Genomic DNA, 19,183 nt, shown 5'->3' with positions numbered 1-19,183 from the left:
GTCGCCCAAATGCGATCAATAGCCGCGCATTGACCCAGGCAGGCGCACGGGTTAAGCGCAAACGCCGGTTTCCGGCCACAAACAGAGTGTGTTAGGAAACCAACGACATGGGCGCCCTGCCGCCCGGAACGAGAACGGGGACGGAATTAATGGCGGGTCAAAAGTCTAGCTACGACTACGAGGAACTGCTTGCCTGCGCCCGCGGCGAGCTGTTCGGACCGGGAAACGCCCAGCTGCCCTACCCGCCGATGCTGATGTTCGACCGGATCACCGAGATCAGCGAGACCGGCGGCGCCTTCGACAAGGGCTTCATCCGTGCCGAGTTCGACATCAAGCCGGATCTTTGGTTCTTCGCCTGCCATTTCATCGGCAATCCGATCATGCCGGGTTGCCTCGGCCTCGACGCCATGTGGCAATTGACCGGCTTCTATCTCGGCTGGCTCGGCGAACCCGGCAAAGGCATGGCGCTGTCGACCGGCGAGGTGAAGTTCAAGGGCATGGTGACGCCATCGGTCAAGAAGGTCGAATATGGCGTCGACTTCAAGCGCGTGATGCGTGGCCGCCTCGTGCTCGGCATCGCCGACGGCTGGCTCAAGGCGGATGGCGAACCCATATACGCGGCAACGGATCTGAAGGTGGGCCTGTCCAAGCAGTCCGCCGCCTGATCGCCATCGCCACGGGCCCTGGCGTGTCCGGCGGATGCGCAAGGACGCCGCGGTTTTATTTTGCGTATGATCGAAGGCGGAAACCAATTAGGTTTTTCGTCAAACTACGCCGGAAGGAGTTGCGAATGAGACGCGTCGTAGTGACAGGCCTCGGCATTGTGTCGTCGATCGGCAACAACGCCAATGAGGTGCAGGCCTCGCTTTACGATGCCAAGTCCGGCATCAGCTTTTCCAATTCCTTCGCCGAGCACGGTTTTCGCTGCCAGGTATGGGGCGCGCCGACGCTCGACCCGTCGGCGATGATCGACCGCCGCGCAATGCGTTTCCTGAGCCAAGGCGCTGCCTGGAACCATGTCGCCATGGATCAGGCGATCGCGGACGCCGGGCTCGGCGAGAGCGACATCACCAATGAGCGGACCGGCATCGTGATGGGCTCCGGCGGACCGTCTACCAGGACCATCGTGGAAGCCGCCGAAACGACGCTCAAGAACAGCAGCCCGAAGCGGATCGGTCCGTTCGCGGTGCCGAAGGCGATGTCGTCGACCGCTTCGGCCACCTTGGCCACCTGGTTCAAGATCCACGGCGTGAATTACTCGATCTCGTCCGCCTGCTCGACCTCCGCGCACTGCATCGGCAATGCCTGTGAGCTGATCCAGTGGGGCAAGCAGGATATGATGTTCGCCGGCGGCCACGAGGATCTCGACTGGACGATGTCGGACCTGTTCGACGCCATGGGCGCCATGTCGTCGAAATTCAACGACAAGGCATCGGCCGCTTCGCGCGCCTATGATATCAACCGCGACGGCTTCGTCATCGCCGGCGGCGCGGGCGTTCTGGTGCTGGAGGAGCTGGAGCACGCCAAGGCACGCGGCGCCAAGATCTACGCCGAGATCGTCGGCTACGGCGCGACCTCCGACGGCTACGACATGGTGGCGCCGTCCGGCGAAGGCGCCGTGCGCTGCATGCGGCAAGCCCTTGCAACCGTCTCGACGCCGGTCGACTACATCAATACGCACGGCACATCGACGCCGGTCGGCGATTCCAAGGAAATGGGCGCCATCCGCGAGGTGTTCGGCGACCAGATGCCGTATATCACCTCGACCAAGTCGCTGACCGGCCATTCGCTCGGCGCCGCCGGCGTCCAGGAATCGATCTACTCCATCCTGATGATGCAAGGCGGCTTCATCGGCGAGAGCGCCCATATCGAGGAGCTCGATCCCGAATTCGAGGGCATGCCGATCGTGCGCAAGCGCATCGACAACGCCAAGATCGACACCGTCCTGTCCAATTCCTTCGGTTTCGGTGGCACCAACGCAACGCTGATTTTCCAGCGCTATTCCGCATAAGGATTGCCTTTTATGGAAGGGTTGATGAAGGGCAAGCGCGGGCTTGTCATGGGGGTCGCCAACGATCATTCGATCGCCTGGGGCATCGCCAGGAAACTGTCCGAGCACGGGGCGGAGCTTGCCTTCACCTATCAGGGTGACGCCTTCGGGCGGCGGGTCAAGCCGCTGGCCGAGAAGCTCGGGGCCTCGCTGGTCGTGCCTTGCGACGTCGAGGACAGCGCCTCGGTCACCGCAACCTTCCAGACGTTTCGCGAAGCCTGGGGCGGCCTGGATTTCGTCGTTCACGCCATCGGCTTCTCCGACAAGAACGAGCTCAAGGGCCTCTACGCCGACACCAGCCGCGACAACTTCGTCCGCACCATGGTGATCTCCTGCTATTCCTTTACAGAGATCGCCCGCAATGCCGCCGCGCTGATGACCAATGGCGGCTCGATGATCACGCTGACCTATGCCGGGTCGGTGCGGGTCATGCCGAACTACAATGTCATGGGCGTCGCCAAGGCCGGACTGGAGGCGAGCGTGCGCTATCTCGCCAACGATTACGGCCCGCGCGGCATTCGGGTGAACGGCATCTCGGCAGGACCGGTGCGGACGCTCGCCGGCTCAGGCGTATCCGACGCACGCCACATGTTCTCCTATCAGCAGCGCAATTCGCCGCTACGGCGCACCGTCACCATCGACGAGGTTGGCGGCTCGGCGCTCTACCTGCTGTCCGATCTATCTTCGGGAGTCACAGGCGAGATCCACTATGTCGATTCCGGCTATCACATCGTCTCCATGCCGACGCTAGAGGAACTGAAGCAGAACGACGGCCCCCGCGAATAATTCGCTAACGAAAAAAGCACCTTCCAGTAAAATTGGAGGCATTGGCGGAAACCCATTTTAAGGAGGTATCCGCTAAACGGCCCTGTAGTTCAGGGACCTTGCATGTCTGCAGTCAGCAACCCGAAGCGAACACCGCTGTTCCGGCTGATCACCATCGCCAGCTCGGCCATGGGCAGTTTTATCCTCGGACTCTGGGGGTTGCGCTTCGGCTTCGGCGACGGCCTGGCCGGCATGTCTGCCGGGACGATGGCGGCTATCATCGCCGCGCTCTGTGCCCTTTCCGCCGGCGGCGCCGCGATGTCCTTCTTCGCAGGCATCGATGAATCGGCCGAATACGTCTTCAAGGAAACCCATTTCGACAAGATGACCGGCCTGCTGACGCGCCAGGCGATCGTCGGAAAGGTCGCGGCGGCGGCAGCGGAAACGCTGGAGACCGGCGAACCGGTCTACTTGATCGATATCGACATCGACCGCTTCAAGCAGATCAACGATGCCATCGGCTACAGTCACGGCGACGAGCTGATCCGCGCCTTCACCAAAAGGCTGAAGGAGAGCATGCCGGAGGGTGCGGTGATCGGACGGCTCGGCGCCGGCGAATTCGCCGTACTCTTGCCGGACCGCGAGATCCGGGGATATCTCGAACGGTTCCTCGAAACATTCATCAACCGCATGATGGAGCCCTACCAGCTCCAGACGCATCTGCAGTCGGTCAGCATGTCCGTCGGTATCGTGGCGATGCCGAAGGACGGCGTCGATCCAGTGCTCATCCTTCGCCGTTCGAACCTGGCGCTGCAGAATGCGCGCGCAAGCGGCATCGGCAACTGGTCGGTCTTCCACGCCGACATGGGCCGCGTTGCGGACCACCGGCAATGGATTGAATCGGAGCTGAAAACCGCCTTCGACCGCGGCGACTTCAGCCTCCACTACCAGCCGCAATTCGACCTGCAGGGCGGCCGTGTCGTCGGCTATGAAGCGCTGATCCGGTGGAAGCATCCGGAACGCGGCATGATCCCGCCGATGGAATTCATTCCGATCGCCGAGGAAACCGGCATGATCAACCCGATCGGCGAATGGGTGCTGCGCAAGGCTTGCAGCGACGCCCAGTACCTGCCGGAGGATTGTTTCGTCGCCGTCAACATCTCGCCGGTCCAGTTCATGACCAGGGACTTCGTCGGCATCGTGCGCCAGACCATGGCATCGACCGGCATCAAGCCGTCGCGGCTGGAACTCGAAGTCACCGAAACGGCGATGATGCAGGACCGCGACCGCGCGGCCGTCATCCTGCGGCAACTCGCCGAGATGGGCATCTCGGTCGCCGTCGACGATTTCGGCACCGGCTATTCCAACCTGAGCTATCTGATCGACTTCTCGTTCGGCAAGCTGAAGATCGACCGCTCCTTCGTCAGCCGCATCGATACCGATTCCAGCTCGGGCGCTGTCGTCTCGACCATCGTCGGGCTATCGCGGGCGCTCGGCGTCGGCATCATCGCCGAAGGCGTCGAGACCGAGAACCAGGCGACGCTGCTGAGAGCCGCCGGTTGCGAGGTCGTGCAGGGTTATCTGTTCGGCCGCCCCGCGCCGCTCGAGATCGAGCTCGGCGCGTTGCGCCCTGTTCATGCCAGGCGCGAGCCGGCACGCCTCGTCAGCCTGCAGTAGGGCGCTGCGTTCTTTTCCTGGAGCAATCACGGGGACGGAAAACCATCTCACGCTTTACCTGGAATTGCTTTTAACGCCGCGCCGAAAACACCTTGAACATGCCATCGCGCGCGACCTCGGCGTGACTGGAGAAGGCTCCCGCCAGCACCTGTTCGTAGGGCAACTGCCGGTTCGCCACCATGAACAGGCGTCCGCCTGGTTTCAGTGCCTTCGACGCCGCACGGATCATGCCAGCGCCGATGCCCGGGTCGGCAGCCCTGCCGCTGTGGAAGGGCGGGTTCATGACGATCGCGTCGTAACCTCGCTCGACCGTTTCGGTCAGCAGATCGGTCCAGAAGAAGCGGGGCTCGACTGCGGTTGCGCGGATATTGACCTTTGCCGCCTCCAGGGCCTCGAAATCCGCTTCGTAGAGGTCGAGACCGGAAAGCCCTGTCGAGCGTTCCATCACTCCGGCCGCCAGATAGCCCCAGCCGGCACAGAAATCGGCTACATTGCCCGCAAGTTCCTGCGGCAGGCTGTCCAGCAGAAGCTTCGACCCTGCGTCGACCCGATCGAAGGAGAACATGCCGGGCGCGGTGCGGAAGCGGCCTTCGACGACCAGATCGGGATTGGCGGCGCGAAGCGCCCGGGCCGCATCCATGCCGGCCCGGCGGAACCAGAAGGCGACGCCGTGATGCTTCGGCAGGTGGGCTTCGAGCGGCGCCAGCGCGCCCACGCGCTTGCGCAGGCTATCGATGCCGTCTTCCTTGCCGCCGGCGACGACGATCAACCCGCCGGGCGCGACGCGCTCGATGGCTTCGGCGATGCGCAGCTTGTTCTGGCCGCGATGCCGGCCGGCCAGCACAAGGGCAGCATCGAAGGCCGAGCCTTCCGCCTGCGGCGTGACCGAATAGCCGGCTGCCTGCAGAGCACGAAAATGCGGCCGAAAACCTTGCACGAGATGCAGCGCCGCAGCGACGCCGCCGGGCAAACGGAAACCAGGCTCAGCGCCAAGAAACAGGATGCGGGCATCGCTTCGCGGCCAAGGCAGCGCTTCGGCCTCGAACGGATAGAACAGCGTCTTCAGCGGCTCAGCGGCCATTCACCTACCCTTGAAGGGCGCTTGAAATAGAAACGGGCGCGACCTTGCAGCGCGCCCGTTTCAATCATGCGGTCAGGCCAATCAGGCGGCGTCTTCCTCGCCTTCCGGCTTCTTCTTTTCCTGAACGATTTCCTTGCCGGTCGCCTGGTCGACGACCTTCATCGACAGGCGCACCTTGCCGCGCTCGTCGAAGCCCATCAGCTTGACCCAAACCTTGTCGCCTTCCTTGACGACGTCGGAGGTCTTGGCGACGCGCTCATTGGCGAGCTGCGAGATGTGGACGAGGCCGTCGCGCGGGCCGAAGAAGTTGACGAAGGCGCCGAAGTCGGCCGTCTTAACGACGGTACCTTCGTAGATCTCGCCGACTTCCGGCTCGGCGACGATGGTGTGGATCCACTTCTTCGCCGCCTCGATCTCCTTGGCGTTGGCCGACGCGATCTTGACCGTGCCGTCATCCTCGATGTTGATCTTGGCGCCGGTCTTCTCGACGATCTCGCGGATCACCTTGCCGCCGGAGCCGATGACGTCGCGGATCTTGTCGGTCGGGATGTGCATGACCTCGATGCGCGGCGCAAATTCGCCGAGCTCGGCGCGCGAGGAAGATATGGCATGCGCCATCTCGCCCAGGATGTGCAGCCGGCCTTCCTTGGCTTGGCCGAGCGCGATGCCCATGATCTCCTCGGTGATGCCATCGATCTTGATGTCCATCTGCAGCGAGGTGACGCCGTTGGCGGTGCCGGCGACCTTGAAGTCCATGTCGCCGAGATGATCCTCGTCGCCAAGGATGTCGGAGAGCACCGCGAAGCGCTCGCCTTCCTTGATCAGGCCCATGGCGATGCCGGCCACGGGCTTGGCGATCGGCACGCCGGCATCCATCAGCGCCAGCGAGGTGCCGCAGACCGTCGCCATCGAGGACGAGCCGTTCGACTCGGTGATCTCCGAGACGACGCGCAGCGTGTACGGGAACTGGTCCGCCGAAGGCAGCATCGGGTGGATCGCGCGCCAGGCAAGCTTGCCGTGGCCGATCTCGCGGCGGCCCGGCGAGCCCATGCGGCCGGTTTCGCCAACCGAATAGGGCGGGAAGTTGTAGTGGAGGAGGAACTTCTCCTTGTACATGCCGGTCAGCGAATCGACGAACTGCTCATCCTCACCGGTGCCCAGCGTGGCGACAACCAGCGCCTGAGTCTCGCCGCGGGTGAACAGCGCCGAACCATGGGTACGCGGCAGGACGCCGACTTCGGCGACGATCTTGCGCACGGTCTTCAGGTCGCGGCCGTCGATGCGCGAGCCGGTGTCCAGGATGTTCCAGCGTACGACCTTGGCCTGGAGCTCCTTGAAGACGCTTGCGATCTGCTCGGAGGAGTATTTCGGATCCTCGCCTTCGGCCGGCGTGAACGCGGCCTTGACCTTCGCCTTGACGGCGTCGACGGCCGCGTAGCGGGACTGCTTCTCGATGATCTTGTAGGCGTCGCGAAGCTCGTCGCCGACAACCTTGAGCATCTCGCCTTCGAGCTGCGAATGGTCCGGCGCGGTGAAGTCGCGCGGATCCTTGGCGGCGACCTCGGCCAGCTTGATGATGGCGTCGATCACCGGCTGGAAGCTTTTGTGACCGAACACGACGGCGCCGAGCATGAGCTCCTCGCTGAGCTCCTTGGCCTCGGATTCGACCATCAGCACGGCGTCGGCGGTGCCGGCGACGACGAGGTCGAGCTTCGATTCCTCCATCTCGTCGATATGCGGATTGAGCACATACTCGCCGTTGATGTAGCCGACGCGGGCGCCGCCGATCGGGCCCATGAAGGGCACGCCGGACAGCGTGAGCGCGGCCGAGGTAGCGACGATCGACAGGATGTCCGGATCGTTCTCGAGATCGTGCTGGACGACGGTGACGACGATTTGGGTGTCGTTCTTGTAGCCGTCAGCAAACAGCGGGCGGATCGGGCGGTCGATCAGGCGGGAAACCAGCGTTTCCTTCTCGCTCGGACGGCCCTCGCGCTTGAAGTAGCCGCCCGGAATTTTGCCGGCGGCATAGGTCTTTTCCTGGTAATTGACGGTGAGCGGGAAGAAATCGAGGCCGGGCTTCGGCTCCTTCATCGAAACGACGGTGGCGAGAACCACGGTCTCGCCGTAGGTGGCGAGCACCGCGCCGTCAGCCTGGCGAGCGATCTTGCCGGTTTCCAGGATGAGCGGACGGCCGCCCCATTCGATTTCCACTTTGTGTTGATTGAACATATCTTGTCCTTCATGTGCGGAAAGGGCCGCGCCGTCTCAACGGTCGCGGAGCATCCCTTCCCTGGCTTCCTTCGGGCAGCCACGGGCAAGACAACGGGAAGCTCGACAGGTGGCGATTGCCGAGCGAGCATCCTGCAATCCTGCCCCATGACCGTCCATGGGCGGTTCCGAACGGCCCTTTGCGCTTCCGGAACCGGGTCTGGCCGACCGGTCGGCCGGTCCTTTGCGCACGACGCCGGAAACCCCTGTTTCCGAGACGCGCCATGCGCGAATGCGAATTTCGAGAGCGCGCGGCGCGCTCCACTCCAGCATCGGGCACCGGAGCGACCGGTCCGCCAATGCGCGACCGGCGGGCTCTCCGCAGAGAGCCCGCCGGTCAATTCGTCAGCGACGGAGACCGAGCTTGTCGATCAGCGTCTGATAGCGCGTGTCATCCTTGCGCTTGAGGTAATCAAGCAGGCTGCGGCGCTGGGAAACGAGAGCAAGCAAACCACGGCGGGAATGGTTATCCTTCTTGTGGTCCTTGAAGTGCTCCGTCAGGTTCTTGATGCGCTCGGAAAGGATGGCAACCTGGACTTCCGGGGACCCGGTATCGCCCTTCGCGGTCGCGAATTCGGCCATCAGTTCTTTTTTGCGATCGGCAGTAATCGACATCGTGTTTTTCCTTATCTGTTCGAGGAAACGGGACGCCCTCAGCCGGGATGTCGTCCAGCAGGGGCCGGTGCAAGCAGCGCGTCAGGGCGCGAAGCTGCCGCGCATATAGTGCAATTTCCCGCAAAACACCAGCCTAATTGTCAAGCCGGCTTGTCGCATGTCCTGCCGCAAAAACAGAGGGTTCTGCTGCTACAGCCACTTCTTCCATTTGAAGAAGGCGACGAGCCCGACAGCAACGACCAGCATGAACAAAAGTGCCGCCGGGTAGCCGTAGTAGGCCTTGAGCTCCGGCATGTTCCAGGGCGAGCTATCCGGGTCGAAGTTCATGCCCCAGACACCGACGAGGAAGGTGAGCGGCATGAAGATCACCGAGACGATGGTCAGATAGGAGATGACGTCGTTGGTGCGTGCCTGGGTCAGCGACAGATGCATTTCGATCAAGCCGGTCAGCATGTCGCGCTGGGTCTCGACCAGTTCGATCAGCCGCAGCGCATGGTCGAGCGTGTCGTTGAAGAATATCTTGGTCTCGGCCTGCACGAAGGGCACGTCGTTGCGGATCAGCGTCGCCAGCGCGTCGCGCATCGGCCACAGCACGCCCTTCAGCACATTGGCGTCGCGCCGCAATTCGTGCAACTGCCGCATCTGGTGCTTGTGGGGCGTGCTGAGCATCTGGTCTTCGATGCCGTCGACCAATTCGCTCACCGTCTCGATCGGCGGGAAATAGCTGTCGACGATGGCGTCGATCAGCGCATAGGCGAGATAGTCGGCGCCGCGCGAGCGCAGCCGGTTGGGCATGGGAGCCGCGATGCGCTTGCGCACTGGATCGAACGGGTCGCCCTCGCGCTCCTGAAAGGTGACGACGAAATTCTCGCCGAAGAACACCGCGATCTGCTCGTAGCGATGCGCGGCGACATCGTCGATCATGCGCATGACGACGAAGGCGTGGTCCTCGAAGAAATCCACCTTCGGCCGCTGGCCGGTGTTGACGACATCCTCGAGCGCCAGCGGATGAAGGTCGAAAATCCGGCCGATCTCTTCGATCAGCGGGATGTTCGCGAGCCCCGTGCAATCAAGCCAGACGACCGGCCAGCGGTCGCAATGGGTGTTGAGCTCGTCGAGGCTGGCATTGTCGATGGTTTTGTATTTCTCCGGGGAGATCAACGTCAGCCGAAGCTCGCTGCGCCGCGCCGCCGGATCGGCGATCAAGGTGCCGGGCGAAGCGCCGACCGGCGGCCGGCGGATTTTCAGCGGCGCCCGCCTTCCGACGGTCTCAGCCATTGCCACAATCCTCTGGGCCATAATCCTCTGGGCCATGATTCCTCTGGGCCATGAGCTCCCCTGGGGCGCGACGTCATAGCAGATCGCTGCTCTAACCGTCGGTTTTCATGCAATTCCGACGGGAACCGTTACACGTTTTCCTGGAACTGCGAGCCGAAACTAGCCGAGTGCCGTCAACCGGCAAAGACCCGCTTGGGCTTGAACATGCCCTGTTCTATGGCGCCGATGGCGACGAGCTTGCCGCGCGCCGTGGCACAGGCCTCCTCGGCCTCGACCGGCGCGTCGCGCCCTCGAATGATGACGGGATTGCCGAGGCGGATCTTGGTCGCGGCGTCGTCGCTGACGGCGACCTGCGGCAAGCAGTCAAGTGCTGCGGCGGTCTCGACCAGCAGCGCATCGATGGCGCCGAAATCGACCGACACCTCGGCTTCTTCGTCCGCATTCTCATCCGTCTTGCCGCCGAAGCGCGCCGCTTCGAGCTCGGCGACGGTGACGAAATCGTCCGCCGTGAACGGCTCGACCTCGACGCGGCGCAACTCGGAGATGTGGCCGAAGCAGCCCAGATCGCGACCCATGTCGCGCGCCAGCGAGCGCACATAGGTGCCCTTGCCGCACTCGACCTCGAAGACGGTTCTATCGACACCATGCTCGACGATGTCCAAACGGCCGATTTCGATCTCGCGGGCGGGAATGTCGACCGTCTCGCCGTCGCGGGCAAGATCGTAGGCGCGCTCGCCGGCAATCTTGACGGCAGAGAATTGCGGCGGCGTCTGCATGACGACGCCGGTGTATTTCGGCAGCAGCGCCCGCACCTCGGCCTCGGCCGGGCGGCGGTCCGAGCTGTTCGTCACCGGCCCTTCGAGGTCGTCGGTCGACCGCTCCTCGCCCCAGGCGACGGTGAAGCGGTAGACCTTGGCGCCATCCTGCACGTAAGGCACGGTCTTGGTCGCCTCGCCGAGCGCGATCGGCAGCATGCCGGAAGCCAACGGGTCGAGCGTGCCGGCATGGCCGGCCTTCTCCGCTTGGAACAGCCATTTGATCTTGGAGACGGCTTCGGTCGAGCCCATGCCGACCGGCTTGTCCAGCACCACCCAGCCGGAGACCGGCCGGCCCTTCTTCTTGCCGCGGCGCGCCACCTATTCCTCGTCCTTGTCGTTGTTTTTATTCTGGTGGTCGAGATCGCGCGCGACCTCGGGCGATTTCAGCAATTCGTTGATCCTGGCGAAATTGTCGAAAGACGTATCGAGCCGGAAGCGAAACTCGGGCATGTACTTCATCTGCCTGAGCGCGCCCGAGACGCGGCCGCGAATGAATTTCGCATGCCTGTTGAGCGCCCCGACCACGGCATCGGCGTCGCCGACACCAAGCGGAGAAACGAAAGCGGTGGCGATCTTGAGGTCGGGCGACATGCGTACTTCCGAGACCGAGACGACACTGTTCTCGATCACCGGGTCGATGATTTCGCCGCGCTGCAGGGTCTCGGATAGGGCGTGACGCACCTGCTCACCGACGCGCAGCATGCGCTGGGAGGGGCCTGATGTTGTCGAACGGGACATTTTTCTTCAGTCCTGAAATCGTGAAGCGCGGGATGGGACCGCGCCACATGTCTCAACTACGAAACAAGGATCTCGGGCGGCAGCCTTGCGGCCGCCGCCCGGTGAATTCCGGCAAGTATATCCGAAATTAGAGCGTCCGGCTCACCATTTCGACGCGGAAGCACTCGATGACGTCGCCGACGCGCATGTCCTCGTAGTTCTGGAAGGCCATGCCGCATTCCTGACCGCCCGGCACTTCCGAAACCTCGTCCTTGAAGCGCTTCAGCGTCTTCAGCGTGCCTTCGTGGACGACGACGTTGTCGCGGATCAGGCGCACGCCCGCGCCACGCTCGACCTTGCCTTCGGTGACGCGGCAGCCGGCGATCTTGCCGACCTTCGAGATGTCGAAGATCTCGAGGATCTCGGCATTGCCGATGAAGGTCTCGCGCCGCTCGGGCGAGAGCATGCCGGAAAGAGCTGCCTTAACGTCATCGACGAGGTTGTAGATGATCGAATAGTAGCGGATCTCGATGCCGGCAGCGGCAGCAGCCGTGCGCGCCTGCGCATTGGCGCGGACGTTGAAGCCGATGATCGCAGCGCCCGAGGTCTCGGCAAGCGAGACGTCGGTTTCTGTGATGCCGCCGGCACCCGAATGGACGATCCGTACCCTGACCTCGTCGTTGCCGAGCTTTTCGAGCGCAGCGTTGATCGCCTCGATCGAGCCCTGCACGTCACCCTTGATGACCAGCGGAAACTCCTTCAGCCCGCTCGCTTGCAACTGCGACATCATCTGCTCGAGCGAGCCGCGCTGGCCGGCATGCTTGGCCACCGCCTTCTCGCGCGCCAGGCGCTGGCGATACTCGGTGATCTCACGCGCACGCGCCTCGTTGTTGACGACCGCGAAGCGGTCGCCTGCCTGCGGCGTGCCCTGGAGGCCGAGCACCTCGACCGGCATTGCCGGCGGCGCTTCCGGCACATGCTCGCCGCGATCGTTGACCAGCGCGCGGACACGGCCCCATTCGTTGCCGGCGACGATGATGTCGCCGGGCATCAGCGTGCCGGTCTGCACCAGCACGGTGGCGACCGGACCGCGGCCCTTGTCCAGCTGCGCCTCGATGACCGCGCCTTCGGCGGTGCGGTCGGGATTGGCCTTGAGGTCGAGGACTTCGGCTTGCAGCAGAATCGCTTCCAGCAGCTTGTCGAGATTGGTGCCCTTGGTCGCCGAAACCTCGACGTCCAGCACCTCACCGCCCATCGATTCCACGAACACTTCGTGGCGCAGCAGTTCAGTGCGCACCTTCTGCGGGTCGGCGTCGCGCTTGTCGATCTTGTTGATCGCCACGATGATCGGCACGCCGGCCGCCTTGGCGTGATTGATCGATTCGATCGTCTGGGGCATGACGCTGTCGTCGGCCGCCACCACCAGCACGGCGATGTCGGTCACCTGGGCGCCGCGAGCGCGCATCGCCGTGAAGGCGGCGTGGCCGGGCGTGTCGATGAAGGTGATCTTCTGACCGTTCTTCTCGATCTGGTAGGCGCCGATATGCTGGGTGATGCCGCCGGCCTCGCCTGAGACGACATTGGCGTTGCGGATGGCGTCGAGCAGCGAGGTCTTGCCGTGGTCGACATGGCCCATGATGGTCACCACGGGCGGACGCGACACCAGGTCTTCCGGGCGGTCGGCGATGTTGAACAGGCCTTCCTCGATGTCGGACTCGGCGACGCGGCGGACCGTATGGCCGAACTCGGAAGCGACCAGCTCGGCCGTATCGGCGTCGATGACGTCGCCCGGCTTCAAGATCTGGCCCTGCTTCATGAAGAACTTGACCACGTCCACGGCGCGCTCGGACATGCGCTGCGCCAGTTCCTGGATGGTGATGGTTTCGGGCAGGATCACTTCGCGCATGACTTTCTCGCGCGGCTCGTTGTGCATCGCGCGCTTGAATTTTTCCTGGCGGCGGCGCATCGACGACAGCGAGCGGCCGCGCGCATCTTCATCCGACAGCGCGGTGTTCAGCGTCAGCTTGCCGCGGCGACGGTCTTCCTCGCCCTTGGTCGGCTTGGCCGGCCGCGCGACTTCCGGCGTGACCAGACGGCGCACAGGCGCTCCGGCGCCGGCACCACCAGGGCGCCGCGGCTTGACCTCCTCTTCCTCGTCGGCCGTGGCCAGTTCGGCGGCTTGCGGGGCGCGGCGGCGCGCTTCTTCCTCGGCGCGGCGGCGGGACTCGGCCTCGGTTTGCAGACGTGCCTCTTCTTCGGCCTGACGGCGGGCGGACTCCTCACGCTCGCGCTTGCGGCGCTCTTCCTCCTCGGCGCGGCGCTTGGCCTCTTCCTGGGCGCGCTGACGATCCTCGATCTCACGCGCCTTGGAGCCTTCGAGCGCCCTGCGGCGCGCTTCCATCTCGCCGCGCGACAATTCGTTCAGCACCATGCCGGAGCGTTCCGGCTGCGGCGGCGCCTTCGGCGCTTCCTGCACGGCAGGCGCGGGTGCCGCGGCTGCGGGCTTCGGGGTGAAGACGGACGGCGCCACCGGCTCCGGCTTGTCGCCGGGCAGCGAGAACTTGCGCTTCTTGGTCTCGACCACGACCGACTTGGTGCGTCCGTGCGAGAAATTCTGGCGCACGGTGCCCTGCTCGAGGCCAGGGCGCTTCAGCGTCAAGGTCTTCTTCGGCGTAACGCTCAACGTCTTGTCGTCGCCCGATTTCGTATCGCTCATTCCATATCCTCTGCGGCATCATCATCGTCAGCAACGGCCGCAAGCATTGCCAAATCGTCCGGGGTTCCGCCCCGATAACGGTCGAGCGCAACCATGCGCTTCTCAACCGCCTTACCCGCATCCTGCGCGAGGACGGCAGCATGTATCACATTTGTACCCCCCAATGCCAAGCTCAACTCGGCTTCGGGGAAAAGTTTGTAGGCCGGTGTAGCGGGGCCGCCGAGATGAACGGTTGCCCGCCGCGCCTGACTGATCTTGCGCACGCCATCGTCCGAGGCTTCCCTCGCGTGCAGCACGAAGAGCGCCTGCCCGTCGCGCACGGCAGCCTCTACCTTGGCGGCGCCCAGTACGACCGCCCCGGCCTTGCGAGCAAGACCCAACATGCCCAGGGCGGATCTGGAAAGCAGCACGTCGACCATGTCGCCGAGTTCGGCTGGAACGGTGACCTGCGCCTTGAAGGCGCGGGCAAACAGGTTCTTCGCCGCTGCCTTGTCGATATGTAGGCGATCGGCGGTGACCCAGCAACCGCGGCCGGGCAGATTTCGCTTGATGTCCGGAACGACGGCCGAATCCGGGCCGACGACGAAGCGGATCAGTTCATCCGCTTCGGCCTGCCTGCGCGTGACGATGCAAGTGCGATCGTTCATGTCGTCCACGGGTTTTGCGATTGGTGGTCACCTCACGCACCGACGGTTTCACCGGCCGCTTCTTCAGCGGCCAGTTCTTCCTCGGAAATCCAGCCGGCCTTTTTGCGAGCGGTCAGCACCATCTGCTCGGCATCGGCGCGCGAGACGCCGTGATCGGCGAGCACACCGGGATAGACCTTGGTCTCGCCGTCCTTGCGCTCCTTCCAGCCGATCAGGTCGTCGGCGGCATAGCCGGCGAAGTCCTCGATCGTCTTCACGCCGTCCTCGCCGAGGGTCACCATCATGGCCGTGGTGATGCCCGGGATTTCGCGCAGCTCGTCCTCGACGCCGAGCGCCTTGCGCTTCTCGTCGTGCTCGGCCTCGATCTTCTCCAGATATTCGCGGGCGCGCGACTGGATTTCCGAAGCGGTGTCCTCGTCGAAGCCGTCGATCGAGGAGATTTCGCCAGAATCGACATAGGCGACTTCCTCGACGCTGGTAAAGCCTTCCGAGGCAAGCACCTGGCCGACCATCTCGTCGACATCAAGGGCTTCCATGAAGAGGGCCGAACGCTCGACGAATTCCTTCTGGCGGCGCTCGCTCTCTTCCTGCTCGGTCAGGATGTCGATGTCCCAGCCGGTGAGCTGCGAGGCAAGACGAACATTCTGGCCGCGGCGGCCGATGGCCAGCGACAGCTGGTCGTCCGGCACGACCACCTCGATGCGCTCCGCATCCTCGTCGAGCACCACCTTGGCGACTTCCGCCGGCTGCAGCGCATTGACGATGAAGGAAGCGGCCGAAGGCGACCACGGAATGATATCGATCTTCTCGCCCTGCAATTCGCCGACCACCGCCTGGACGCGGCTGCCGCGCATGCCGACGCAGGCGCCGACCGGATCGATGGAGGAATCCCGCGAGATGACGGCGATCTTGGCGCGCGAGCCCGGATCGCGGGCGACCGACTTGATCTCGATGATGCCGTCGTAGATTTCCGGCACTTCCATGGTGAAGAGCTTGGCCATGAACTGCGGATGCGTGCGCGACAGGAAGATCTGCGGGCCGCGCTGCTCGCGGCGCACGTCGTAGACATAGGCGCGGACGCGGTCGCCATATTTGTAGTTCTCGCGCGGGATCAGCTCGTCGCGGCGGATGATCGCCTCGCCGCGGCCGAGGTCGACGATGACGTTGCCATATTCGACGCGTTTGACGGTGCCGTTGACGATCTCGCCGATGCGGTCCTTGTACTCGTCATACTGACGATCGCGCTCGGCCTCGCGCACCTTCTGGACGATGACCTGCTTGGCCGACTGCGCGGCGATGCGGCCGAAATCCATCGGCGGCAGCTGTTCGGCGATGAAGTCGCCGAGCTGGGCGTCGGGATTGCGCTCGCGCGCCGTGGAAAGGGCGATCTGCGTCGCGTAATCCTCGACCTTCTCGACCACTTCCATCAGCCGCTGCAGCTTCATCTCGCCTGTATTGGGATTGATGTCGGCACGGATATTGGTTTCCTGCCCATAACGCGAACGCGCCGCCTTCTGGATCGCATCGGCCATCGCGGCGATGACGATCTGCTTATCGATCGACTTTTCACGCGCGACCGCATCGGCGATCTGCAGCAGTTCGAGCCTGTTGGCGCTTACAACCATTGTCTTTCTCCCGACTTCGCTCCGGGCTTCGGCCCTGAAGCTCAATCAACTTTCCTGTTCGGTTTCGTTTTCTTCGCCGGCGATCGCATCTTCTTCCGCTTCGCCCCGGCGTTTTTTTGCTTCCTTGCGGGCCCTGTTGTCCTTCGACAGGGCCTCGCGGATAAGATCGTCGGTCAGCACCAGGCGCGCCTCGGCAATCGCGTCATAGGGCACGCGTACCGTCGGCTCTTCGCCATAGGCCGCCTTGTCGCGCTCCAGCAAAATGCCGTCGCAGTCCGCCTCGGCGATCTTGCCTTTGAAGCGCTTGCGGTCGCCGATGAGGACCGACGTCTCCATCTTGACCAGATGGCCGGTCCAGGTGGTGAAATCCGATTTGCGCACCAGCGGCCGGTCGATGCCCGGCGACGAGACTTCGAGATGATACGCCTTTTCGATCGGATTTTCGACATCGAGCGCGGGCGAAACCGCGCGGCTGACCTCTTCGCAATCCTCGACGGTCATGGTGCCGTCGTCGCGCTCGGCCATGATTTGCAGCGTCAGCCCGTTCTGGCCGGTCAGTTGAACCCGCACGAGGCGGAAGCCGATGGCCTTCAGCACCGGCTGTATGATCAGCGCAATGCGCGCATCGATACCGCTTTCGCGGATGATACGGTCGTCGGCCTCGCTTGCCGCTGCGGTCATAAGTTTCCTGTCGCCTTGTCGCTCCGGCCGGCCGGTAACAAAAAAGAGCGGGACCGGGTGGACCCACTCTTCGTCATACCGACCAAGAATTTGAGGCTGATATAAACGATCCCGCCCGGCGTTTCAAGCCTGACGATGCATCGGAAGCCGCGACGGTAGCAACGTTGCGTGCCGAGCATGGCAGCCATGCGCCGGCGCCTCTGTAACCTTCGCCTGCCGGCACCCATTTATGTTGCTGTGCAGAAAGAAAGGTCGCGCGCACTGGCGCGCGAAGGTATTTGTCATGGACCGTGGATTGTTTTTTGTGATTGGCGATTTTCTTGGCACGTTCGGCAGCGCGGCTGCCGCATCGCGGGCCGTCGAGGCGAACCGCAAGCCGCGCCGCAGCGACCTGAAGAAACTCGGCATCGACCCGGCCGCTTTCGACAAGCTCGGCCGCTTTTAGGCCGCCCACGGAAGAAACGGACAATAGCTGAGTTCGAGCTTAAGCCTCGAGGCGCAGAATTCGTTGGCGGTCGCGGCTTCTTCGAGAGGCAGCCCTCGCCCCTACTTCTGGGCTTCTACGAGCGACGCAGCGATTGCAGCAATCGAACGGAACAAGACAAGCGGATCGTCCTTCGTCGGCAGAAATCCCCGTCTTTGCCAGAATTGCGCCGCCTCCCCGTCGATTGCATTGACCATGAGCGCACGTCCTCCAATCAGATCTGCAGCCTGAACGCAGCGCTGGAGCGCGTGCTTCAGCAAGCCAGTGCCGACACCGCGCCCAGCCCATTCTGTATCGGTCGCAAGCTGGCCAAGGAGAAGACAGGGCACCGGATCGGGCGGTTGCCCTGTGCGAATCGACCGGGGCAAGATCGACGGCACCACAGCCGTCGGCGCCAAGGCATAATATCCGACCACTCGGCCGGCCTCGTGGACAACGAGAACGGCCGTGAAGCCTTTCTCCTGATTGGAGAGCGCGCGCGTTTTCAGCCAGTGATCAAGTGTAGGTTTCCCGCAGGAAAAACCAGAAACGTCGTGAGCTGCGCCAAGCGGTTCGGGAGCCGATAAGGCCACGGCCTAGCGCTTTGCTGCGTAACCGGCTTCCCAGGGCGCGGGCCGCTTTGCCAATTCCACCATGTCGGGAACCGGAGCGACCGGGGCTGACAGAACCTCGATAAACTCCGCGAAGCCTTCCGGGCTCATGCGGATAAGGCGGCTGTCCATCAACACATCTTCGGCCGCGCGCACGGCAGCATCGCGCACGAAATCCGTGCGGGACCGGCCGCGGAGAGCGGCGGCACGATCAATGATCGCCACGTCCGCCTCCGGCAGGCGCATCGAGATCGGGTATTCCTTACGTTCCACCGTGGCGGCCATAGTTAATCTCCCTGCCGTTAATATGGCGCATGTAGCGCGAACCGCAATACATCAATCGTCCAAGCCGGCCGCAAGCCGAGTTCTCTGCGACCGGAAGACCGCTTTGGCAAGCGGTCCCCCCGCTGCTGAGCGGCTGGTTACCGGTCCCTGGGAAGTTAGTGCTCGATAGCGTCCGGCCTACTTCCGATTAAAGGTCAGATAGGCGGGCGGCCTTCCCGCGCGAAGGGCCTTTGCCTCGTAGCGGGTGCCGGGCCAGCCCTCATAGGGCGTGTGCCAGTCGGCAGCCTCGTTTGCCTGCCAGGCGAAACTGCCATTGGCGCTGCAGGCGAGCAGCGTCCAGTTCACATAGCTGTCGATATCGGAGGCGAAGCGGAATCTCCCGCCCGGCTTCAGCACCCGGGCCAACCGGTCGAGATTGGCGGGGCTGACAAAGCGCCGCTTCCAGTGCTTCTTCTTCGGCCAGGGATCGGGATAAAGCAGGTCGATGCCGTCGAGCGAGGCTGGCGGCAGCCAGTCGAGCAGACGCGTGGCGTCGTCGTCATAGACTCTCAGATTGGCGAGCGGGCGCTTGTCGAGCGCCGTCATCATCTTGGCCATGCCGTTGACGAAGGGCTCGACGCCGATGAAACCGGTCGCCGGAGCCTCCGTCGCGCGATGCAGAAGATGTTCGCCGCCGCCGAAGCCGATCTCGAGCCGACAGGCTGAAACGTCCGCCTTGAACAGCGTTCCAAGGTCCGCGGGTGCCTCCGCCGTCAGGTCGAGGCGATAGGCGCGCAAGCCACGTTCAAGCGCCTCGACCTGCTGCGGACGAATGGTCTTGCCGTGCCGGCGGCCGAAAAATCCTTCGGTCGCGCGGCTTGGCCTGTCGGTTGGCTCCATGAAC

General features: G+C 63.6%; 18 protein-coding genes. 5 read left to right on the top strand and 13 right to left on the bottom strand.

Annotation, left to right across the window (positions count from 1 at the left end):
• Nucleotides 1–149 precede the first annotated feature (149 nt).
• The 4 genes from fabA to P9228_RS04860 all read left to right on the top strand — a co-directional run bounded on the left by fabA (nucleotide 150) and on the right by P9228_RS04860 (nucleotide 4,492).
• On the top strand, nucleotides 150–665 hold the full coding sequence (gene fabA / locus P9228_RS04875; RefSeq protein WP_027165888.1) for a 3-hydroxyacyl-[acyl-carrier-protein] dehydratase FabA: 516 nt from the start codon (nucleotides 150–152) through the stop codon (nucleotides 663–665).
• Nucleotides 666–790: 125 nt separating this feature from the next.
• Nucleotides 791–2,011, top strand: a complete 1,221-nt coding sequence (gene fabB / locus P9228_RS04870; protein ID WP_067324542.1) for a beta-ketoacyl-ACP synthase I — start codon at nucleotides 791–793, stop codon at nucleotides 2,009–2,011.
• A gap of 12 nt (nucleotides 2,012–2,023) precedes the next feature.
• Nucleotides 2,024–2,836, top strand: coding sequence for an enoyl-ACP reductase FabI (gene fabI / locus P9228_RS04865; protein ID WP_067324541.1), 813 nt, complete (start codon nucleotides 2,024–2,026; stop codon nucleotides 2,834–2,836).
• 102 nt (nucleotides 2,837–2,938) lie between these two features.
• On the top strand, nucleotides 2,939–4,492 hold the full coding sequence (locus tag P9228_RS04860; protein WP_278052542.1) for a bifunctional diguanylate cyclase/phosphodiesterase: 1,554 nt from the start codon (nucleotides 2,939–2,941) through the stop codon (nucleotides 4,490–4,492).
• 70 nt (nucleotides 4,493–4,562) lie between these two features.
• Here P9228_RS04860 and P9228_RS04855 read toward each other — a convergent pair whose 3' ends face one another.
• The 10 genes from P9228_RS04855 to rimP form a co-directional block, all read right to left on the bottom strand.
• On the bottom strand, nucleotides 4,563–5,573 hold the full coding sequence (locus P9228_RS04855) for a class I SAM-dependent methyltransferase (protein WP_278052541.1): 1,011 nt from the start codon (nucleotides 5,571–5,573) through the stop codon (nucleotides 4,563–4,565).
• Between the two features lie 81 nt (nucleotides 5,574–5,654).
• Nucleotides 5,655–7,805, bottom strand: a complete 2,151-nt coding sequence (gene pnp / locus P9228_RS04850) for a polyribonucleotide nucleotidyltransferase (RefSeq protein WP_066996362.1) — start codon at nucleotides 7,803–7,805, stop codon at nucleotides 5,655–5,657.
• A gap of 384 nt (nucleotides 7,806–8,189) precedes the next feature.
• Nucleotides 8,190–8,501 carry a 30S ribosomal protein S15 gene (rpsO, locus tag P9228_RS04845; protein WP_275955123.1) on the bottom strand — a complete coding sequence of 104 codons (312 nt, stop codon included), beginning with the start codon at nucleotides 8,499–8,501 and terminating at the stop codon, nucleotides 8,190–8,192.
• A 147-nt stretch (nucleotides 8,502–8,648) separates the two neighbouring features.
• Nucleotides 8,649–9,743 (bottom strand): magnesium/cobalt transporter CorA, encoded by a 1,095-nt coding sequence (gene corA, locus P9228_RS04840; RefSeq protein ID WP_347404261.1) that lies wholly within the window; start codon nucleotides 9,741–9,743, stop codon nucleotides 8,649–8,651.
• A 167-nt stretch (nucleotides 9,744–9,910) separates the two neighbouring features.
• The gene (gene truB, locus P9228_RS04835; RefSeq protein WP_278052539.1) at nucleotides 9,911–10,873 is read right to left on the bottom strand and encodes a tRNA pseudouridine(55) synthase TruB; all 963 of its coding nucleotides are present in this window, start codon (nucleotides 10,871–10,873) and stop codon (nucleotides 9,911–9,913) included.
• On the bottom strand, nucleotides 10,874–11,293 hold the full coding sequence (gene rbfA, locus P9228_RS04830; protein ID WP_067324535.1) for a 30S ribosome-binding factor RbfA: 420 nt from the start codon (nucleotides 11,291–11,293) through the stop codon (nucleotides 10,874–10,876). It abuts the gene before it with no gap.
• A gap of 127 nt (nucleotides 11,294–11,420) precedes the next feature.
• Nucleotides 11,421–13,988 carry a translation initiation factor IF-2 gene (gene infB, locus P9228_RS04825; RefSeq protein ID WP_095824227.1) on the bottom strand — a complete coding sequence of 856 codons (2,568 nt, stop codon included), beginning with the start codon at nucleotides 13,986–13,988 and terminating at the stop codon, nucleotides 11,421–11,423.
• Nucleotides 13,985–14,635 carry an RNA-binding protein gene (locus P9228_RS04820; protein WP_278052886.1) on the bottom strand — a complete coding sequence of 217 codons (651 nt, stop codon included), beginning with the start codon at nucleotides 14,633–14,635 and terminating at the stop codon, nucleotides 13,985–13,987. Before P9228_RS04820 ends, infB begins: the two co-directional genes overlap by 4 nt.
• 32 nt (nucleotides 14,636–14,667) lie before the next feature.
• Nucleotides 14,668–16,260: a transcription termination factor NusA gene (gene nusA, locus P9228_RS04815; RefSeq protein ID WP_066996346.1), complete on the bottom strand. Its 1,593-nt coding sequence runs from the start codon at nucleotides 16,258–16,260 to the stop codon at nucleotides 14,668–14,670.
• A gap of 45 nt (nucleotides 16,261–16,305) precedes the next feature.
• Nucleotides 16,306–16,941 (bottom strand): ribosome maturation factor RimP, encoded by a 636-nt coding sequence (gene rimP, locus P9228_RS04810; protein WP_278052538.1) that lies wholly within the window; start codon nucleotides 16,939–16,941, stop codon nucleotides 16,306–16,308.
• Between the two features lie 229 nt (nucleotides 16,942–17,170).
• Here rimP and P9228_RS04805 point away from each other — a divergent pair, with 229 nt between their 5' ends.
• Nucleotides 17,171–17,386 (top strand): hypothetical protein, encoded by a 216-nt coding sequence (locus P9228_RS04805; RefSeq protein ID WP_278052900.1) that lies wholly within the window; start codon nucleotides 17,171–17,173, stop codon nucleotides 17,384–17,386.
• 101 nt (nucleotides 17,387–17,487) lie between these two features.
• Here P9228_RS04805 and P9228_RS04800 read toward each other — a convergent pair whose 3' ends face one another.
• The 3 genes from P9228_RS04800 to P9228_RS04790 form a co-directional block, all read right to left on the bottom strand.
• Nucleotides 17,488–17,997: a GNAT family N-acetyltransferase gene (locus P9228_RS04800; RefSeq protein ID WP_095824230.1), complete on the bottom strand. Its 510-nt coding sequence runs from the start codon at nucleotides 17,995–17,997 to the stop codon at nucleotides 17,488–17,490.
• A 3-nt stretch (nucleotides 17,998–18,000) separates the two neighbouring features.
• Entirely contained in the window at nucleotides 18,001–18,300 is a 300-nt protein-coding gene (locus P9228_RS04795; protein ID WP_067324525.1) for a DUF1778 domain-containing protein, read from the bottom strand.
• A gap of 177 nt (nucleotides 18,301–18,477) precedes the next feature.
• Complete coding sequence (locus P9228_RS04790; protein ID WP_278052537.1) at nucleotides 18,478–19,179, bottom strand: tRNA (guanosine(46)-N(7))-methyltransferase TrmB; 702 nt, start codon at nucleotides 19,177–19,179, stop codon at nucleotides 18,478–18,480.
• Nucleotides 19,180–19,183 lie beyond the last annotated feature (4 nt).

It is taken from the genome of Mesorhizobium sp. WSM4898, from assembly GCF_029625845.1.
Taxonomy (GTDB): Bacteria; Pseudomonadota; Alphaproteobacteria; order Rhizobiales; family Rhizobiaceae; genus Mesorhizobium.
This window is presented reverse-complemented; position numbering and strand designations above follow the sequence as displayed.